The following is a 19,266-nucleotide window of genomic DNA, read 5'->3' as shown; positions in this document are numbered from 1 at the left end:
GTTAAAGGCAAAATGCTATACGGGTAGTATAATTTTAATCTGCGCACCTTCTCCTGGTATGCCTTCCGCTTCTACCATACCCCCGTGGCGCGCCGCAATGCGGGCACACAGCGCCAGACCAAGGCCGGTGCCTTCATATTCATCTCTGGAACGCAGGCGGGTGTATAAACCAAAAATCTTTGTTGCATCGGCAGAGGAAAAGCCTATGCCATTATCCTTAATGCAAATGGCGTTATATAATTTACCGGTAATCAGGTTGCGTTCTGTTATATCAGTGGCACTGAGTACTGATGTGCTGATGGTGATTTGCGGTGGTACACCTGTGCGGGAGAATTTAATGGCATTACCCACGATGTTGTAAAAAAGCTGATAGAGTAATACAGGAGCTCCATGCACTACCGGCAGGGTATCTTTGCAGTGAATAGTGCCTTGTTTATTAGCGAGTGCAACTTCCAGGTCATCCACTACTTCCGTCAATGTAGTATTGAGGTTTACCGGCTCGTGTTCGTACACCTCTGCCGTGAAGGAAGAGTAGCTTAACACGCCATCAATAAGGTTGTTCATGCGTTTTACCGCACGGTCAATTTTTTCCAGATGCTGATCTGCCCGGTTATAAGCAGCCTGCTGCAGGTCGCCGCGCAACATGCCGGCATAGATGCCCACCTTACGCAGCGGTTCTTTTAAATCATGACTTACCGTATGTGCAAACTGCCCCAGTTCCTGGTTGGAACGGTGCAATGCGGCATTGGCATTGTTCAGTTCACTGGTTCTTAATTGTACGCGGGCTTCCAGTACTTCTACCGAGCGTTTTTGGGTATCTATATTATGCGCAGTGCCCACAAAACCATCAAAGGTGCCATTAATCATGCGGGGCTCCGCAGTAAACAAAAACCATTCGTATAAGCCCGTATTGCGGTTGAGTAATCTGCATTCTATTTTATAAGGGGCCTTGTTTTCATAAGCAGTTTGCACGGTATGTGTAAGTTTTGCCAGATCGTGCGTGTGTACATGGGTTTGCCAGAGATGACGGTCAATAGCCGAAAAGTGCTCAAAGCCCAGCCAGGTAAGCATTGCTTTGTTGGCGTAATCAACCTGGGAAGATTTATCGGTAAGCCATATCCACAGGGGAGCAGTGTCTGCCAGCGCCCTGAATCTTTCCTCACCACGCTTCTGATCGTCAATATCCGTAAGCGTTCCCATCCACTGTTCTATCTCGCCCTTTCCATTACAGATAGGGGTGGCGCGGGAAACAAACCAGCGGTAGCTGCCATCTTTTCCACGTAGGGGGTGAATGATTTCAAAAGGTTCATTTGTTTTCCACGCTTTTTCTACAAATCGGGTAGCGTACTCCAGGTAATCGGGGTGATGTACCTTTTGCCAGCCCCAACCCTGCATATCCTTGGCAGTTAAACCAGTGTATTCCGTCCACCGGTCGTTATACCAATACACCCAGCCATTGGCATCGGCCATCCAGGCAAGGTTCTGAATGGTATTGGCCAGTGTGCGGAATTTCAATTCACTTTCACGCGCGCTGGCCTCGGCCATTTTTTGTTCCGTTATGTCTTTGGTAACTGCTATCTGTAAATAAGTGCCATCCGGCAATACCAGCGGTGCCGCATAGGTTTCCAGGTGCCTTACGGTTCCTTTACGGCCGGTTACTTTATAATCCCAGGTACGGGCTTCACCTGCACATACAGCGGTATGATTGCGTTTCCAGAGTTCTACATAGTCCGTGGCTATAAAGTCGTAAACAAGTGCCCCAATAATACCTTCGGTACTGTCAGCTTCCAGAAACTTCAGGCCGGCACGGTTGATATACTGTACATATCCCGATCCGGATACTATTTTTACGCACTCCGGAGATAAATCCATCATAGAAAAAACGGATAGCTGGCTGATTGCTGCAAGGTAATCTGATTCCACTGGTTGAGGTTGAGTTATAATTCACCCGTAAGTTATCAATCTGAGTGCCAATGCTGTATATGTTCCTGTAAGTGATTTTGCAGTGCCCTTCTCTGCCTAACAGGAGACAGAAGCGTAAATCCGTGGCGTTTATTCCCCATAATGTGGCAGCTACCTGACAGGCGGCAGCGGACAGCATAAAAAAAGGTGGAACACAGCGTATTCCACCTTCCCACAAAGCAAAAAGGAGTTACTGAATTTCAATGGTTTTAGCTACCTGTTTTGCTTTTTCATGTTTAGGTACACGAAGACAGAGGATGCCGTCTTTATATTCCGCCTGGATGCCATTCACATCTACAGAATCATCTAAGGTAAAAGTGCGCTGGAAAGTGCGGCGCTGATACTCTGTACGTCTCCACTGGTTCTTGTCGTTTTCTTCTGTTTGTTCGTCCTGGTGGTCGTAGCTTACCGTAAGCAGATTGCCGTTTACATTCACTTTGAATGATTCCTTTCTGCATCCGGGTGCTATTACCTCAAGGTTATAGCTTTCGTTGTTTTCCCGTACGTTTACAGGCACCACATCACTTTGAAACGTACGGCCGGCATGGAAGAAGTTGTCATCAAAGAACCTGTGTAAACTGTTTTGGAAGATGTTGTCAACAACATTTCCAAAAGTGGCAGGTGTGTTACCATTCTGTCTTTTTGCAATTGTAGTTGTCATAAAAACCTCCTGTTTTTTTGGGATCTATACACATAGAAAATGCCAGTTGGAAATATCAGAAAAAATGACATTTATTCTGGTCATATTTTCAGTATTCCGCTGTTGCTTTGCTGAAAAAAAGTCATGGTATTCCCTGCCTGCACTGCCACTTTAGTCTGATGCAATTTTTCGCAGCATACCCCTGAATATAAAATAATGAAAGGGCAGCATAGCTAACCAATATAACCTGCCGGGAAGGCCTACGGGGCGAAAGGTGGCCTGTTGGCGTACCACGCCCGTATCGGATATTGTAAATTCGAGCCACGCTTCTCCCGGCAGTTTCATTTCGGCATAAAGCAACAACCTTCGTGTAGTGCGGTCTGCATAAAGCACCCGCCAGAAGTCCAGGCTTTCGCCGGGGCCTATGGTATTTTTGTGCCTGCGGCCGCGTTTAAGCCCTACACCTCCAAAAAGCCGGTCTAAAAAGCCCCGGAAGCTCCATAGCCAGTCTGCGTAATACCATCCCGCATTACCACCAATAGCGAAGATTTTATCAAGCGCCTGTTGGGTGTTATTCGTTTTCATTTCCTGAAGGTCTGTAAAGCAGCCATGCTCCGGCACCTTTACATGAAACGAAAGACTTTTAAAACGGGCGCCTGAACTAAGTGCATCTTTCCAGGTAGACAGTACCATGTCCTGCTCTATTTTGTCAAACGCCATTCTGATAGCTTCCCGATAACTGATAAGGGTGATGTTCAACGTTGTACTCAGGTTATTGGGTTGTGCAACGGTTTCTACCTTCATACTATCTACCAGGTTACGGGCAAGCGGGTAAGAGGTAGACGTAACAAAATACAGCCAGTAGGAAGAGAGCCGCGGCGTCATTACCGGTACGGTAAAAATATATCTTTTCAGCCCTCTTTCTTCTGCATACATCTCCAGCATTTCTTTGTAGGTAAGCTTATCCGGCCCGTACAAATCGTAGGTATTGCCCAGGGTTTCGCTGCGCAGCAAAACACCGGTTAAAAAGTCCACCACGTTTCTGATGGCAATGGGCTGGGTATGGGTTTTAAGCCAGGCAGGCGCTATCATAACCGGTAATTTCTCTGCCAGGTCGCGTATTATTTCAAACGAAGCACTGCCCGAGCCTACAATAATGCCGGCACGTAAAACCGTTACCGGCGCAGGGCCGCTTTTTAATACATCCTCCACCTGTTTGCGGGAGGAGAGGTGTTGCGATAGCTGGTGGGCATTGGCAATACCACCCAGGTAAATAATCTGCTGCACACGGGTGTTGTGCAGGGCCTGAATAAAATGCTCCGCAGAGTCTTTTTCTTTTTCTGCAAAATTGCCCTGCCCGCTCATGGAGTGTACCAGGTAATAAGCAGCATCTATATCTGCAGGTATCGTATCCGGCGGAACAGGCATTAGCAGGTCTGCCTCCACAGCGTGTAACAGATGGCTTTTATAAGCTTCTTTGTTTAAGCGGGAAGTTTCCCGTACCAGGCAATATACCTGATGCCCTTTTCCTAACAGAATTGGCAGTAACCGCCTGCCCACATAGCCGGTGGCGCCTGTTAACAGAATTTTCATAGTGGTACCGTTACGTTCGTTAAATAAACCATAACCATACCAGTTAAAACAACTGCAGAGCAGCCACTTTTACAAACTGCCGTAAATATTACCGGTATCCGCTGGCAAATACGGGGCGCGGGGGTATTTATTCCCCAATAACCTGTAAAATCCATACATACAGCCTTGTACATTCCGGCAACTTTTTTGTTTAAGAAAAAGATCAAAAAACCTAAACGCGTTTTTTTGCATTGCAATGAAGCTGAATAAGATGTTTTCAGTGCAGACAGGTATAGGATTTATTTTGACATTGTAAATGGACGAAGATGACAACCAGTGTTAACAACAACCCGCCTTTACAGGTAGTTCTTGCTGATGATGACGCCGAAGATTGCCTGATATTTTCTGACGCGATAAAGGAACTGCGTATAGTAGTAGATCTGGCTACCGTAAGTAATGGTGAATTACTGATGCAGCTGTTGAATAAATACATTCCGGATTTATTATTTCTCGATATTCACATGCCCTGCAAAGATGGAAAACAATGCATAAGGGAAATAAGAGCCAATCCGGCACTGGATAAACTTCCGGTGATTGTATATAGCGGAATGGGACAGCAGGATACTATAGCTTACTTCTTCCGCGAGGGAGCTAATCATTTTTTACTCAAACCTACTACCATGGACGATTTAAAATATGCCCTTGAAATTATATTCAACAATTTTTCAGGTATTAATTACCGGGCGTAGAGATTATTAACAGGCCTGTGCTAACAAGGGGCTTGCATTTACGACAGCCCCTTGTTAGCACAGGCCTGCAAGGTATAAGACCCGGCAGGATTAGCTCCCTATCTCCCCTGAATAATATCTATAATCACCGTTCTGTTGTAAAAGCGCTCTTCCGGCAGCTGGTTACCAAATGGCGACATAATTTTATCTTGTCCAAACCCATAATACTCAAACTTCACACCTTTTCTTCCTTTTGCATTTAACGCGGCTTCCAGTAAGTGCCTTGCTTCGTTTACGCGGTTGTTAGATAAAGAGCGGTTGCGGATTTCGTTGCCAATAATATCTGTATGGCCGTGAATAATTACGGTGGAACTATCTGTTACCAGGGGCGCTATTGTATTTTCCAGAAATTGCCGGTTGCCTGTTAGCGCTTTAAAGCTGTTAAAATCGAACAATACGGCATAGCGTGTGCCTGCTGCGGATGCAGGTACAGGTGGCAGGCTTAGCCGGGTGGTTTTATGTATGGCCTGGCCGTTGCGGGTAGTACCGCCCATTTCAATAATATACATACCCTGGCGGGCATCTCCCGGAAGGGCGGATACCGGTAACAGAATGGTGTCTTGTTTATAAGGCCCATAATGCATGGCTGTGCCGTTGTTAGTTACATCCATCCACCAGGATTGTAACTGATCTCCCGCGCCGGCAGCGGTAAACAGTACCGATGGTTCAGTAGCACGTGCTTCCGCACTGCTGCTGTTGAATGGCTGCATTAATTCAGGGGAGCTGCTGGCAATATCCACCCTGCGGTCGTCTTGCTGGCGAAGTGCCGGAGTACGGTTGTTACCGGATTGAACCGAAGTGATGAACATTTCACTGTCAGCGCCGGTGATAATTCTGGCAGCATCAATACCAAAGCTGGTAACCAGATACCTTTTTATCTGCGCAGCCATTGCAGCGCCATCGCCCACCCTGGTAGCTTTACCGGCAGATAGGGTAATAGTGCTTTGCGGGTAATTGCGCATGCGTGACCCCAGTATATTCAACAGTTGGTAATAAACATCCAGCTGCCTTTGCGCCCGGCTGTTATACCAGTTTACAGGGCGCCCCGCTTGCAGCTGACTTTCTTTAAAATTAAGTGCCGCTGATGCGGTTAACTGAACATAACGTTGTGGTATAGCGGTACTACCCGCATTAAAAAAGATGGAATGGCACAAGGGGAATATTTCATTGGCCGCCTCCTCATTACTATTAGCAATACTCTGCGCCGAAAATTGTATGTCCTTTACATAGATGCGCAAGGTGTCTTTCATGCCACTGCCATTTCCTGCCGTACCGGCATCGTTAGATGGTATAGCAGAGGCATTGGGAATAACACGTTTATGAGTGGAGAACTTAACGGCAAGCCCCGTACGTACAGTATAGATACTCCATGACTCTGTACGCCTGGGCCGGTTGTTGAAGTTGGTTTGAAAAGAGGCGAAGGGAGAAAGCGACACCTGATTAATGCTGCTTTTTTTGGATATGGGTATATCAATACCCAGGCCTCCCTGTGCACCCCAGTTAAATTTTCGCAGATCGCTCCAGTCGCCCCGGGCTTCATATTTTCCACCTTCCTGATAAAAAAACTCTTTGGTAGTATTGATGCTTACCAAAGGCCCCGCAAAAATATAAAAGGCGGAAGAGAAAGGCGCCAGCCGCAAGGACGGCTCTATATTCAGATACCGCAATACGGTATACAGGAAGGCCTTTTCATTGCCAGGGGTAATAACGCCGTCGAAAGACGAACTCCGGTTGCTAAATGCCACGTTCAGCATGGTGCCCAGTGTTTTGTTAGGCCTGTATTCGGCTAAAAATGAAAAGTAAAGCCGCAGGCCATCCCCGTTATGAAAGGGGGCAGAGGTAGTTACGGTTTCGTTTAAACGCTGCGTGGTGCCACGGTAATAGTTAAAGTTGCCACCTATGGATTGGCCTATCCACCACGAAGAGGGCATTCTTTTAATAGTGTCTTTAGACAATGATTGCGAACGCAGGTTGCCGGACAATAAATAAAGCGTAATAAAAGATAAAGTGTAAATAGTTTTCATGTATCAGGTTTGCTTACCGCAAAATTATGTTAACACTATTGCGGAGTGTTACACGTTTTTGGAAAAATGTTACATCTGTTTATTATTTAAGTAAAATGTGTAACTATTTTAGTTAAACGTGTAATAATTGTGATTAAGGGTATGTGTACTTTTGTAATTGTAATGAAACCGTTCCGGAATTTGTACCTGATAAAACACTTAACCTTCTTCATGCTTCTCCCATCCATGTCATATCAACTGTTTGCCCAGAATGAATGCGGCGGCTACTGGGGAGATCCTCTGGTAAATATCAGCTTTGGAGCAGGCAGTAATCCGGGGCCGGCGCTGGCAGTAGCTACTTCTGTATATACGTATACTACATCTGACTGCCCAGGTGATGGTTCTTATACTGTAAGAAATAAAAGCGAAAGTTGCTTTTATAACGACTGGCACACCGTGCAGCAGGATCATACCGGTGATAAAGACGGTTATTTCCTGTTGCTGAATACCTCTTTTGTTCCCAATGATTTTTATCTGGATACTGTGCGTGAGTTATGTGCCGCTACCACCTACCAGTTTGCGGCATGGGTACTAAACATAATAACGCCCGCCATTTGCGATTCCAACGGCGTAAAGCCCAACATCAATTTCAGGGTGGAGAAAACAGACGGCACAGTGCTGTATAGTTTTTACACCCGGGATATCGAGCCCAATTCATTACCCACCTGGAAGCAGTATGGATTTACTTTTTCTTCTTCGGAACACAATGTGGTATTGCGCATGAGTAATGTAAATGCCGGGGGCTGCGGGGGCGATTTTGCTATTGATGATATTACCCTGCGCCCTTGCATGGCACATGTTACCATACAGCTGCTTGACCCTGATAATCTGCCGGAAAATACCGGATATCGTTGTAAAAATACGGATACATCGCTCACCTTTTATAGCAGCTTTGATGCTGTTTATACAAACCCGGCACATGTGTGGCAAGTCAGCAGCGACAGTGCAAAAACATGGCTCACTATTCCCGGAGCCAATGCATCGGTTTTTACGCAACACTTTACTGCGGGTGAAGAAAATGCCCTGTATTTATATCGGTTTCTGGTGGGTGCCAAAAGTAACGTGGCTGTTCCTGCCTGCCTGGTGCAATCCAATGTAGATTCTGTACAGCTGGTAACTACCCCGGTGGTAAATGCAGGTGCAGATAAAAATATGGTACGCGGCGGTTATGTACAGCTGGAAGGAAGCGTAGACGCCACGGCAATACAACAGTACTGGACCCCAACTGTATTTGTGGCTGACGCCTCTTTGCTGCTGGCAACTGTAAACCCGGTGGAGAGTACTCTGTTTACACTGCATGCAGTATCAGTGTATGGATGCGGTGTGGCCACAGATGACGCACTGGTAACCGTTGTAGCCCCACCCGACATTCCCAATGCATTTTCTCCCAACCACGACGGCATTAATGATACCTGGGTTATCAAAGACCTTGCAGCATTTCCATCCGTAGAAGTAACCGTATTCAACCGGTATGGGCAGAAAGTGTTTGTGAGCAAGGGATATGGAGTGCCGTGGAATGGCCTGTATAACGGCCGTAGCCTGCCTACAGGAACCTATTACTATATTATTGATCTTAAAACAAAAGCCCCGGTGTGGAACGGGGCTGTAACCATACTTAAATAAAGCATAAAAAGTTTAATAGTTATATGACCCATTTGCATAAACAAAAGCTACCCCGGTTTTTTCCCGTTGTGTTAATCCTGTTGCTGGTTGTAGCCAACGGATGTGTCAATACCCGGAAAGCAACCTATTTTGCGGAGCAGCAGGATGAAATACTGAATGTATCCAATGCTGCACCTGCTACCACCATTACCGAAAATGATCTGCTCAGCATTACCGTAAGCAGTTTAAGTAACGACGCCTCTGCCATTTTTAACGCCTCCAATAATGCAGGCATGGCTACCCTTAATCAAACAGAAAATGTATTGCAGCCCAGTGGATATCTGGTAAATAAGGATGGAGATATTAAGTTTCCTTTCCTGGGTAAACTAAAAGTAGCCGGCATGTCTGAAATGCAGCTGGAAGAAATGATTACAAAAACATTGTCCGATAAAAAGCTGTTACTCGATCCCATTGTAACGGTGCGGCATCTCAATTTTAAAGTAACCGTACTGGGCGAGGTAAGCCATCCTTCTGTATTAAAAATTGCCAGTGAAAAGATATCGCTTTTAGAAGCCCTGGGCCTGGCGGGCGACCTTACCATTTATGCCAAACGGGATAATATTCTGCTGATACGGGAAGAAAAAAATACGCGGATAGTACAGCGTATTAACCTGAATGAAAGCAGCTTTCTTACCTCTCCCTATTATTACCTCAAATCTAATGATATCATTTATGCAGAGCCCAACAAAGCCAAATTATCCTCTACCGGAAGAACGCAGCAAATGCTGCCCATTATTTTAGGTAGTCTTACTTTCCTGGCAATTATTGTTGACCGTTTTGGCAGATAACCTATTACACTATGCACATTACCAACCATACCGCAACAGAGCCCGGTAGCGCTAAAAACATTGTTACTTTTAACCAGCTATGGCAGCGCTATATCAGCTACTGGCCGCTGTTTATTCTGCTACTGGTGCTGGCTGTGGCAGCAGCCCGGTTTTATACCTGGTATGCCATACCTGTTTATGAAAGCAATGCCAAAATATTGATCAATGATGAAAAAAAGGGAGCGGAAGACTCTAAAGACCGGGAGGTATTTAACAGCCTCAACAACAAAAAGATCATTGAAAATGAAATGGAGGTTGTGCAGTCAAGAACACTGATTGATATTGTAGCCAGAAAAAACCTGTTAAACGTGCCGGTGTTTGAAAAGCAGCGGTTTCAGATGGTTTCGGCTTACACTACCTCGCCCGTAAAAATAGACAACAAAGATTCGCTGGTTGGCAGAGAAGCCAGAGAAATACCTTTTACCGTTAACCGGGAGGTTACCCGCGTAAAGGTAGCAGGTAAAGACTATGCGTTAAATGAATGGGTGCGTACGCCGTATGGCACCCTGCGGTTTGTACCCAATACCAGCTATACAGGCCGCGGCAATAACAGGCAGTTTTACTTTACGGTGGCCAATCCCAGAAGAATAACTACCGATATACAGGAGAGGTTGCTGGTATTATCTTCCAGCAAATTGTCTTCCATTTTAATACTTACTTTTAAAGATGCAGTACCCTCGCGTGGAGAAGATGTGTTGAATGAGCTGATTAACCAATACAACCGGTCTATCCTTTTTGATAAAAGCGAGCTGGCAAAGAATACACTGGCCTTTGTAAACAACCGTATAAGTACAGTTACTGCCGATTTAAACGGCATTGAGCAAAGAAGTCAGCAATACAAATCGGGCAACAGCGCCATTGACATTAGTACACAGGGCAGGTTGTACCTGGAAAACGTAAGCACCAACGATCAGAAATTAAGTGAGATTAATATTCAGCTGGCGGTACTGGATGAAGTACAGGCCTTTGCACTGAATAACAATAACCGCGGTGCCATTGTACCTTCTACCCTGGGAGTGGGAGATGCCATGCTTACCCAATTGGTGAGCAAATTATCGGAAAGCGAAATGGAGTATGAAAGATTGCGGGCAACAGAAGGCCCCAATTTTCCCACAGTACTGGCTTTAAGCGGTCAGATTGCACAATTAAGGCAAACCATTATGCTTAATATCCGCAACCAGCGTACCAGTTTGCAGGTAAGCAAAACCAACCTCAGTGGCACCAATAGTAACTATTCAAGAACGCTGCAGGCCATACCTGAAAAGGAAAAGGAACTGATTGAGATTAACCGGGAAAAAGGCATTAAATACAACACCTACGCCTTTCTGTTGCAGAAGCGGGAAGAAACCGCACTGGCTTATTCTTCTGTAGCACCCGACAACAGGCTGGTAGATAACGCGCAGTCGTCAATTAAGCCGGTGAGCCCACATAACAAACAAATTTATGCCGGCTTTATACTGGTAGCCCTGCTGGCAGGCATAGCCGTTATTACCGCAAAAGATAGCTTCAGCAACAAGGTATTATACCGGCAGGAAATAGAAATCCTCACCAGACGGCCTATAGTAGGTGAGGTTATTTATGATAAATCTAAAAAGCCGTTTGTAGTGGGAAATGGCAAAGAAACCTTTATTGCAGAGCAGTTCAGGCAGTTACGTGTATCGCTTTCGATGCTGAAGAAAGATACAAAGAAGAAAAAGATACTCATTACCTCCAGTGTTGCCGGGGAAGGAAAAAGCTTTATATCCTTAAACCTGGCACTGACAGTGGCTTTAACCAGCAAAAAAGTTGCCCTGCTGGAGCTGGATCTTATTCATGCAAGCATCAGCGATAAATTCGGAATTAAAGACAATACCGGCATTACCGATTATCTGATGGGCAATGCCGGCGTAACAGATATTATTACACCCAGCCAGGTAAACGAACACCTTTTTATTCTTTCCGCAGGCACCACCGTTACTAACCCATCCGAATTACTTGCCAATGGAAAAATAGAAAATTTAATAGCCACACTGGAAGATGATTTTGATTACATTATTGTAGATACCGGCCCTGTAAACCTGGTTACAGACGCCTACATTCTTTCTCCGTTATGTGATATTACCCTGTATGTGGTAAGGCACAACTATACCGCGAAGGTGTTTGTGCAACGTATAGACGGTAACAATAAAATAAACAGACTTCATAACATAGGGGTAGTTTTTAACGGTATAAAAGCACGGGGATTTGGCACCAAAGGCTATGGCTTTGGCTATGGCTATGGGTATGCTTATAACGAAAAACGGCCTAAAACAATCAGAAGTTTCAGTAGTAAGCGCTTAGCCAATCCGGGCGCTGCTCAATAAACAACATCCATATTTCTCATTTCTACCGGCCATACATACTGATGTAACCGGATGGGCGGAGCCATTTGTTAAACAAAACAAAGCATGGAAACAAAAAATACCTGGTATGTTGTATACACTCGTTCCAGATGGGAAAAGAAAGTGTCAGCGTTGTTTACCAAAAAAGGAATTGAGAATTATTGCCCGCTGAACAGGGTGCTGAAGCAATGGGCCGACCGTAGAAAGATGGTAGAAGAGCCCTTGTTTCCTTCCTATGTTTTTGTACATACCAGCCTGCATACGCATTTATCTATTCAACAGACGGAAGGCGTGGTAGACTTTGTGTACTGGCTGGGAACACCCGCTGTGGTAAAGGACGAAGAGATTGCAGCTATCCGCCAATACCTGAATAATTCTTACACACTAAGTCTGGAAAAAACAGATGTGAACATTAATGATACCGTACGTATTACCAGTGGTGCCCTTATACAGCAGGAGGGGAGTGTGCTGGAAATACAGAACAATACCATTAAAATTCTATTGCCCTCGCTGGGGTACGCCATCATAGCTGTAAAAACAGGGCAGATAGAAAAAATAACTGCTCCCGCAAAAGTACAGGGGCTTTCCTCTTAAAAATACCTGCATGCGCGCAAACGTACTCGTTAAAAATATCGCTTCACAAGGGGTGATGCAGCTGGCTAACCTGGTAATGCCTTTTCTTACCCTGCCGTATCTTACCAAAATAATAGGGCCGGATAAATTCGGGGTCATTAACTATTGCACAGCCATCGTTACCTACTTCGTGCTCATTGTTAACTTCAGTTTTGATATGCAGGCTTCCAGGGCGGTTGCACAAAACTCCGGCGATGCGTACTTTATCAACCGGCTTTTCAGCAATGTGCTGTACACCAAAATAATGCTGTTCTTATTTTGTTCCGCGGTGTTTGGGGTGTTACTATGGCAGCTGCCGCAGTTGCAACACGAGCGGCAGGTGGCGTTATATTCCTTTGCTATACTTATAGGTTGGGTATTTACGCCTAACTGGCTTTACCAGGGCAAGCAACAGCTAAGCAAAGTGGCATTGTTTAATCTGGGGGCCAAAATACTGTTTACCGCCGCGGTTTTTATGTTCATCCATCACAAACAGCAATATATATGGCAGCCTTTGCTGTTAAGTATTTCTCAGATTGCTGCGGGTGTGTTCTCTTTTGTTTTTGCGGTGCGCACCTTTCAGATAAAGCTGGTTGCACCAAACTGGAAAAACATGGTGAAAGTATTAAAGGAGGGGAGCAATCTGTTCTTTTCCATGATTACCATTAACCTGTATTCCAATACCACTATTATTATCCTTGGCATTTTTGTAACTGTTACGCAGGTAGGTTACTATTCAGCGGCCTACCGGCTTATTATAACGGCCATCAGCTTATTATCTATACCATTAACGCAGGCACTATATCCTTTTATATCCGCCTCTTTTGGTATCAACCGTAATAAGGGCATCAGCGATCTGCAGAGTATTATGCCCGTGGGTTTACTATTCAGTTTTATGTACAGCCTGGTTTTCTTTATCATGGCCCCTTTTATCATTCCTCTTTTTTACGGGCCACAGTTTTTACCGGCTGTACCTGTTTTCAGAATGCTCAGCTTTGTGCCGTTTCTGGTAAGTGTTAACTCGTTTTTAGGGGTGCAGGCCTTGCTAAACCTGCAGCTGGATAAACAGTTTTTTCGCATTACCCTTACCAGCGCAGTGCTGGGCCTTGTAACAGCCGTGGCGCTGGGGCATTTTATAGGTATAAGGGGCGGAGCCATCTCCTGGCTGGTGGCTGAATGCTGTAACTGTTTGTTTTTCTACCTCACCCTCAAGAAAATGTCTATCCATCTTTTTAAAGCCGAATTCTTCCGCTATTCCTATTTCAAACTGGTAACCATAAAGGCTATCGGCCACCTTACCAAAAACGTTTCCCTCAAATAAATGTACCTATGTCTACATTACTACTATTGTTGAAAGCACCGGGCAGGTGGCTGCAATATATACGGAATTACGTAGCGATTAAACGCGGCCGTATTGTATATACACAGTTTCCGGAAATACACGGCCTGCTGATTGTAAACAACAACGGTTACTGTCAGCTGGGCTATGGGGTTACTTTCCGCAGCAGCCCGTATTCCAATTATGTGGGACTGTCTAAAAAATGCTCGCTCTTTATCGGGCCCGGGGCCAGACTGGTAATAGGCAATCATGCAGGGCTGTCCGGTACCACCATCTACTGCGCCAATGCCATTACTATAGGCCATCATGTAAACTTTGGCGGTAATGTGTGCATCTGGGATACAGATTTTCATCCTCTTGGTTTTGAAGACAGGCGTGCGCATGTGGAATCCAGTATTAACACCGTTCCGGTTACCATAGGAGATGATGTATTTGTGGGAGCCAATACCTTAATACTAAAAGGCGTAACCATTGGCCACCGCAGCGTAATTGGCGCCGGTAGCGTGGTAACCAAAAGCATACCCGATGATGAAGTGTGGGCAGGTAACCCCGCCCGCTTTATAAAAAAAATGGTGTTAATGCATAAACTGGCCGCGGTATGATAGGGGTAATATTGTTTCTGCTGGCCTTGTACCTGTTTTTCAATGCCGCCAAACGTTACCTGTGCGTGTGCATCCTGTTCACCATAGCTACTGCGGGTTTTCAGCTGCTTCCGGTATACCTGTTTGTAATGCCGCCTGTTGGCATTACAAAGCCGTACGATTGGCTGCTGTTATTTTGTGCAGCCTTATTGCTGCTATCGCCCGGCGTGTTTATTCAAAACCGTGCATGGAGCAGCTATCGTAATATTCTTCTGTTTGCAGTGGCGCTTCTTTTTTTGCTGGCATACAGTATTTTTTACCGGAGGGTAGAACCGCTCATCAGCATGCGGGTATGGCGTAATTATATCTTCTTTCTGGTGCTGTTTCCTTTTGTACAGCTTTCGTTACAGGATCTGCTGAAAATATTCCGGTGGGTGATCTACGCCACAACAGTGGCTTCGCTGGTGTATTGCGTGCAGCCGTTTGTAGGGCAGGGGTTGCTGAATATGGTAGGCAGTGACCTGGTATATACCAATGACGAAGGATACCCCACGCGGTACTACAATCTGCCTGTATTTATTTTCCCGGTGTTCTTCTTCTTTTTCTTTTCCAAAGCCACTTTTGGGCTGTGGGGTAAACACCTGCTTTTGGGCATCAATATGCTGGCAATACTATTGTCGCAGCACCGTAACCTGCTTCTGTCCATTCTGTGTTGTTATGCACTGCATCTGTTTCTGAGTAAAAAAGTAAAGCCTGCGCGGCTGCTGTTATATGCCGGTATAGTGGTGCTGGCTTTTAATATTGTAAAAACCCTTCCGCAAAGCCGCTTTTCAGAAGGGTTTAAAGACTTGTCGGGTGCTGCTATGAGTGTGTCGCCCATTACCCTGAATGCCCTGGAGGCAAACGAACTTTCTACTACCGAGTTCCGGTGGTACCTGTTTGTGGAACGGCTGCAGTATGTATTGGCCAACCCCGTAACCACCTGGCTGGGCATTGGCCTCTTAACGGAAGATTCGCGGCAAACGCGCCTGTTGCGTTTTAATATCGGCCTGCCCGATGACAACAATGGCGTAAAACAGGTAGATACGGGAGACATCATCTGGTCGGTAATGATACTTCAGTTTGGTATTGCCGGTATTGTATTTTTTATTTTGTATTACCTGGCATTCCTGATAAAATTTCTGGCTTTTAAAACCGAGCCTGTTGTACAGATTGGTATTTTGTTTATTGTAGTGCTGTTTATTACCTCCTTTTATGGTACAGCCATACTGCAGCCTTATACCACCTGCATGCTCATGCTGTTTGCCGCCTATGCTTACGGCCTGCGGCAGGTAGCCCCCGCAGCGCCCTCTTTTACTTATCCGCTTACCGCACCATCCTACATATGAAAGTATCTATTATTACGCCCTCGTATAACCAGGGGCAGTTTATCGAGAGAACCATACAGTCTGTATTACAACAGTCTTATGCTAACATTGAATACATTATTATGGACGGCGGGTCTACCGACAATACTATGGAAATAGTAAACAGGTATAAAGACAGAATCCATATCGTGTTTCATGGAAAAGACAAAGGGCAGTCAGATGCCATTAACAGAGGCTTCCGGCTGGCTACCGGCAGTCTGGTGGGCTGGATTAATTCCGATGATATTTTATACCCCGACTGCGTGGAAAAAATAGTCAGCCTGGTCAATAGCCACCCCGACGGCAGCATTTATTACCCGGCCATGATAGACCTTATCGATAGCAGGGATGAAAAAACGGGCGAAATAAAAAAGGTTATCAAAGATAAAGATACGCTGGTGCAGCATGATTACTGTGTGGTGCAGCAGGGATCTTTTTACCGCTCTGAACTGGTGAACAAAGTAAACTTTCTGGATGAGAACAAGCACTACTGCATGGATCTGGATTTGTGGCTGAAACTGCTGGATGAAGGGAAGATTTACTATTACGATGAGCGTGCGCTGGCCGCTTTCCGGCTGTGGGAGAATTCTAAAACCACCACCGGCGGGCTCCGTTTTTTCAGAGATATCCGGAAAACCCTGCAACTACACCAGATGCGCGCATTCTCTCCCAATAACCTGCGGCTGCAGTGGTACATGTGTAAAGCCGCTATCAAAAAAATGATCCGTTCCTGAAATTTTAACCGACAACTATGAAACTGGTTCATTGCCTTTTTACCATGGAGTCTGGCGGCGCACAGGTGCTTACCGTAGGGCTGCTTAATGAAATGTGTATACACCATGAAGTGGTGTTGATTATTGTGAATGACTGGAATGTGGAATTATTGAAACAACTGCATCCTTCCATTAAAATTCATTATCTGCACCGCAAGGAGGGTAGTCGCAGCTGGAAGCCGTTTATACGGTTAAACCTGTTGCTGATGAAGTATAATGCCGATATTATTCATTGCCACGAGCCCAATATGGCAGGTATTATCCGGTGGAGAAAAAAGGCGAAGCTGTTTTACACCGTGCACGATATGGGCATACCGGTTACCTGGCATAATAAATACGATTGCCTTATTGCTATTTCTGAAGCGGTATACCTGGAAGTGGTTGCCCAATGCATTACACCGCCTGTTATACAAATTGATAACGGTATACCGGTGGCTTTGTTCCGCAGGCGAACAGATTATGAAGCAGTTACCAGCAAACCTGTGCGGCTGGTACAGCTGAGCAGGCTGCAGCACGAAAAAAAAGGGCAGGATATTCTGCTCAAAAGCCTGCAATATATTATTCAGCAATATGGGTGTACCAACTGGACGCTGGATTTTATTGGCGCCGGTGTTTCAGAATCCTATCTGCGGCAACTGACGGGCCAAATGCAGCTGCAGAACAAAGTGCGCCTGGTGGGAGAGAAAGACAGGGAATGGATACTCAACCATCTTTGCGATTATCATATACTGATACAGCCTTCGCGGTATGAGGGGTTTGGGCTAACCATTGTAGAAGGACTGGTGGCAGGGCTGCCCGTACTGGCATCCGATATAGACGGGCCTAAAAACATCATTGACGTTATTGATGCAGGTTTGCTGTTTGAAAATGGAAATATAACAGATTGCGGCAATCAGCTATACAAACTAATACAGCTATGGCAGCAGGGACGAGCAGGGGCTGCTATGCAGGCTTCCCTGCCACATATAGAGGCCAGATACGCCATTACTGCCTGTGCAACGCGATATATGAACGCCTACCAAAATGCCGTACATGCAGCAGGCGCTTAACCCATACCAGCCCACTGGGTTTATCCACTATATAAAGCAGGACTACATAGCCAATAAAGGAAATACCACAGGGGCTATTATTATGATCCTCTTTAGAACAGCCGCCTATTGCCACGGCCGCAGATACCTGAAAATACTCTGTTGGCCCTATCTCTTTTTTTACAAACACTTTACCCGTATGTTCTTTTCGCTGGAGTTGCCCTGCACCATCAACATCGGGCCGGGGCTGCGGATTTATCATGGTATTGGGCTGATTGTGCATGAAGCGGTAGTGATAGGTAAACACTGTGTATTACGCCAGTCAACCACCATTGGCAATGCCAAAGCAGGAGGGGGGAGCCCACACATAGGCGACTATGTAGAAGTGGGATGCAATGTGTGTATTATAGGAGATGTATACGTGGGCAATGAAGTGGTAATAGGTGCTGGCTCTGTGATAGTAAAAGACATTCCTTCCGGTGTGGTTGTGGCTGGTAACCCCGGCCGTATTATTAAAACTATTAAAACACTATAAATTATGAATGTATTAATAACAGCGCCCAGCTTAGACGTGAATAAAAACGTAAGCGGCATAGCAGCGGTAGTCAATACCATTATTGACAACAACAAATCAAATACGTATGTGCATTTTCTGGAAGGTAGGGAAGATGGCGCCACAGGCATACTTAACCGTGTACTGACCATTGGCAAAAGCTATTTTCAGCTGGCTAATATCTTGTACAAACAGCAAATAAACCTGGTGCACCTGAATCTGCCCCTGAATCCGCCCTCCATTATCAGAGAGTTTCTGGCGTTTTCCATTGTACGGTTATTTGGAAAAAAAGTATTGCTGCATTTGCATGGAGGCCGGTTTCTATTACAAAAGCCCGTTAACCCAATGCTTAAAGCAATGATACAAAGCATGTATGTACGTTCGCACAGCATTGTATGTTTAAGCAGCCTGGAAAAAGAATCCCTCAAAAAAGAATATGCTTTAAACGAGGTGATGGTGCTGGAGAATACTGTGGATGCATCGTTTGGAAAATTAGAAAGGCAAATCCGTACCAGCCAGCAGTTAACCGTTCTTTTTATGGGCCGCCTGCATGCATCAAAGGGTATTGAGATAATCCTGGAGGCTGTGAGAATGCTGGCGATAAAAGGAACTACCGGTGTGCAGTTTATATTCTGCGGTATGGGGCCGCTGCTGCCCGATGTATTGCAGATGGAGCAGGCCTATCCTGATCAGGTAACCTATATGGGCATTGTAAGCGGAGCGCAGAAAACTGATATATTAATGAAGGCACAGGTATTTATACTACCTTCTTTATATGGAGAAGGGCTGCCGGTGGCATTACTGGAAGCGATGGCGGCAGGGCTGGTACCAGTTGTTACCAGTGATGGTTCTATGGGCAGTGTGGTTACCACCAATGAAACCGGCATTCTGGTGGAGAAAAACAATTCCGCACCTTTGGTACGTGCCCTGGAGCTGCTGCACCGCCAGCCGGCAGAGTTAAAACGGATGGCCCTCAACGCAAGGGCTGCCACCCTCGATAGGTTTTCTGTGCAAAAATATGTATACAGTTTAAATCAGCTGTATAGTAAGTCTGTTGCATAAAATATGCTGCTACACAAGCCGGCATTCTTTTTCTATAC

The 19,266-nt window shown here is 45.5% G+C and carries 16 protein-coding genes; 12 read left to right on the top strand and 4 right to left on the bottom strand.

The annotated features are described in order from the left end of the window. Positions 1-15: 15 nt before the first annotated feature. The 3 genes from IEY13_RS17390 to IEY13_RS17380 all read right to left on the bottom strand — a co-directional run bounded on the left by IEY13_RS17390 (position 16) and on the right by IEY13_RS17380 (position 4,195). Positions 16-1,875: a PAS domain S-box protein gene (locus IEY13_RS17390; RefSeq protein WP_188954416.1), complete on the bottom strand. Its 1,860-nt coding sequence runs from the start codon at positions 1,873-1,875 to the stop codon at positions 16-18. Positions 1,876-2,152: 277 nt separating this feature from the next. Continuing rightward, positions 2,153-2,623 carry an Hsp20/alpha crystallin family protein gene (locus tag IEY13_RS17385; protein WP_188954414.1) on the bottom strand — a complete coding sequence of 157 codons (471 nt, stop codon included), beginning with the start codon at positions 2,621-2,623 and terminating at the stop codon, positions 2,153-2,155. 150 nt (positions 2,624-2,773) lie between these two features. Continuing rightward, on the bottom strand, positions 2,774-4,195 hold the full coding sequence (locus tag IEY13_RS17380) for an SDR family oxidoreductase (protein WP_188954412.1): 1,422 nt from the start codon (positions 4,193-4,195) through the stop codon (positions 2,774-2,776). 305 nt (positions 4,196-4,500) lie between these two features. Between IEY13_RS17380 and IEY13_RS17375 the strand changes: the two genes are divergently transcribed. After that, positions 4,501-4,923, top strand: coding sequence for a response regulator (locus IEY13_RS17375; protein WP_188954410.1), 423 nt, complete (start codon positions 4,501-4,503; stop codon positions 4,921-4,923). Positions 4,924-5,021: 98 nt separating this feature from the next. Here IEY13_RS17375 and IEY13_RS17370 read toward each other — a convergent pair whose 3' ends face one another. Continuing rightward, positions 5,022-6,986 (bottom strand): OmpA family protein, encoded by a 1,965-nt coding sequence (locus IEY13_RS17370; protein WP_188954408.1) that lies wholly within the window; start codon positions 6,984-6,986, stop codon positions 5,022-5,024. A gap of 225 nt (positions 6,987-7,211) precedes the next feature. On the opposite strand from IEY13_RS17370, the gene IEY13_RS17365 reads away from it, so the two are divergent. From IEY13_RS17365 to IEY13_RS17315, 11 genes are all read left to right on the top strand, one after another. Beyond that, on the top strand, positions 7,212-8,648 hold the full coding sequence (locus IEY13_RS17365) for a T9SS type B sorting domain-containing protein (RefSeq protein ID WP_188954406.1): 1,437 nt from the start codon (positions 7,212-7,214) through the stop codon (positions 8,646-8,648). A gap of 23 nt (positions 8,649-8,671) precedes the next feature. Further along, entirely contained in the window at positions 8,672-9,475 is an 804-nt protein-coding gene (locus IEY13_RS17360) for a polysaccharide biosynthesis/export family protein (protein WP_188954404.1), read from the top strand. Positions 9,476-9,486: 11 nt separating this feature from the next. Further along, positions 9,487-11,856: a GumC family protein gene (locus tag IEY13_RS17355; protein WP_188954402.1), complete on the top strand. Its 2,370-nt coding sequence runs from the start codon at positions 9,487-9,489 to the stop codon at positions 11,854-11,856. An 84-nt stretch (positions 11,857-11,940) separates the two neighbouring features. After that, positions 11,941-12,468, top strand: coding sequence for a UpxY family transcription antiterminator (locus IEY13_RS17350; RefSeq protein WP_188954400.1), 528 nt, complete (start codon positions 11,941-11,943; stop codon positions 12,466-12,468). 10 nt (positions 12,469-12,478) lie between these two features. After that, positions 12,479-13,807, top strand: coding sequence for a flippase (locus IEY13_RS17345; protein ID WP_188954398.1), 1,329 nt, complete (start codon positions 12,479-12,481; stop codon positions 13,805-13,807). Positions 13,808-13,815: 8 nt separating this feature from the next. Next, positions 13,816-14,427 (top strand): acyltransferase, encoded by a 612-nt coding sequence (locus IEY13_RS17340; RefSeq protein ID WP_188954396.1) that lies wholly within the window; start codon positions 13,816-13,818, stop codon positions 14,425-14,427. Continuing rightward, positions 14,424-15,794 carry a hypothetical protein gene (locus IEY13_RS17335; RefSeq protein ID WP_188954394.1) on the top strand — a complete coding sequence of 457 codons (1,371 nt, stop codon included), beginning with the start codon at positions 14,424-14,426 and terminating at the stop codon, positions 15,792-15,794. Before IEY13_RS17340 ends, IEY13_RS17335 begins: the two co-directional genes overlap by 4 nt. After that, the gene (locus IEY13_RS17330; protein ID WP_188954392.1) at positions 15,791-16,546 is read left to right on the top strand and encodes a glycosyltransferase family 2 protein; all 756 of its coding nucleotides are present in this window, start codon (positions 15,791-15,793) and stop codon (positions 16,544-16,546) included. Before IEY13_RS17335 ends, IEY13_RS17330 begins: the two co-directional genes overlap by 4 nt. Before the next feature lie 17 nt (positions 16,547-16,563). Beyond that, complete coding sequence (locus tag IEY13_RS17325) at positions 16,564-17,634, top strand: glycosyltransferase family 4 protein (protein ID WP_188954390.1); 1,071 nt, start codon at positions 16,564-16,566, stop codon at positions 17,632-17,634. Further along, the gene (locus tag IEY13_RS17320) at positions 17,618-18,148 is read left to right on the top strand and encodes a serine acetyltransferase (protein ID WP_229687901.1); all 531 of its coding nucleotides are present in this window, start codon (positions 17,618-17,620) and stop codon (positions 18,146-18,148) included. The genes IEY13_RS17325 and IEY13_RS17320 overlap by 17 nt, the downstream gene beginning before the upstream one ends. Before the next feature lie 3 nt (positions 18,149-18,151). Continuing rightward, a complete protein-coding gene (locus IEY13_RS17315) occupies positions 18,152-19,228 on the top strand; it encodes a glycosyltransferase family 4 protein (RefSeq protein ID WP_188954388.1) in 1,077 nt (358 codons plus the stop codon). Positions 19,229-19,266 lie beyond the last annotated feature (38 nt).

Source organism: Filimonas zeae (assembly GCF_014641615.1).
GTDB lineage: Bacteria > Bacteroidota > Bacteroidia > Chitinophagales > Chitinophagaceae > Filimonas > Filimonas zeae.
Note: the sequence above shows the minus strand (reverse complement) of the source record. Positions and strands in the feature narration are given on the sequence as shown.

Coding starts and splice junctions, on each gene's coding strand:
- IEY13_RS17355 (WP_188954402.1), top strand. CDS start 9,487: ATGCACATTACCAACCATACCGCAACAGAGCCCGGTAGCGCTAAAAAC.
- IEY13_RS17330 (WP_188954392.1), top strand. CDS start 15,791: ATGAAAGTATCTATTATTACGCCCTCGTATAACCAGGGGCAGTTTATC.
- IEY13_RS17325 (WP_188954390.1), top strand. CDS start 16,564: ATGAAACTGGTTCATTGCCTTTTTACCATGGAGTCTGGCGGCGCACAG.
- IEY13_RS17365 (WP_188954406.1), top strand. CDS start 7,212: ATGTCATATCAACTGTTTGCCCAGAATGAATGCGGCGGCTACTGGGGA.
- IEY13_RS17385 (WP_188954414.1), bottom strand. CDS start 2,623: ATGACAACTACAATTGCAAAAAGACAGAATGGTAACACACCTGCCACT.
- IEY13_RS17335 (WP_188954394.1), top strand. CDS start 14,424: ATGATAGGGGTAATATTGTTTCTGCTGGCCTTGTACCTGTTTTTCAAT.
- IEY13_RS17360 (WP_188954404.1), top strand. CDS start 8,672: ATGACCCATTTGCATAAACAAAAGCTACCCCGGTTTTTTCCCGTTGTG.
- IEY13_RS17350 (WP_188954400.1), top strand. CDS start 11,941: ATGGAAACAAAAAATACCTGGTATGTTGTATACACTCGTTCCAGATGG.
- IEY13_RS17380 (WP_188954412.1), bottom strand. CDS start 4,195: ATGAAAATTCTGTTAACAGGCGCCACCGGCTATGTGGGCAGGCGGTTA.
- IEY13_RS17345 (WP_188954398.1), top strand. CDS start 12,479: ATGCGCGCAAACGTACTCGTTAAAAATATCGCTTCACAAGGGGTGATG.
- IEY13_RS17390 (WP_188954416.1), bottom strand. CDS start 1,875: ATGATGGATTTATCTCCGGAGTGCGTAAAAATAGTATCCGGATCGGGA.
- IEY13_RS17320 (WP_229687901.1), top strand. CDS start 17,618: ATGCAGCAGGCGCTTAACCCATACCAGCCCACTGGGTTTATCCACTAT.
- IEY13_RS17315 (WP_188954388.1), top strand. CDS start 18,152: ATGAATGTATTAATAACAGCGCCCAGCTTAGACGTGAATAAAAACGTA.
- IEY13_RS17370 (WP_188954408.1), bottom strand. CDS start 6,986: ATGAAAACTATTTACACTTTATCTTTTATTACGCTTTATTTATTGTCC.
- IEY13_RS17375 (WP_188954410.1), top strand. CDS start 4,501: ATGACAACCAGTGTTAACAACAACCCGCCTTTACAGGTAGTTCTTGCT.
- IEY13_RS17340 (WP_188954396.1), top strand. CDS start 13,816: ATGTCTACATTACTACTATTGTTGAAAGCACCGGGCAGGTGGCTGCAA.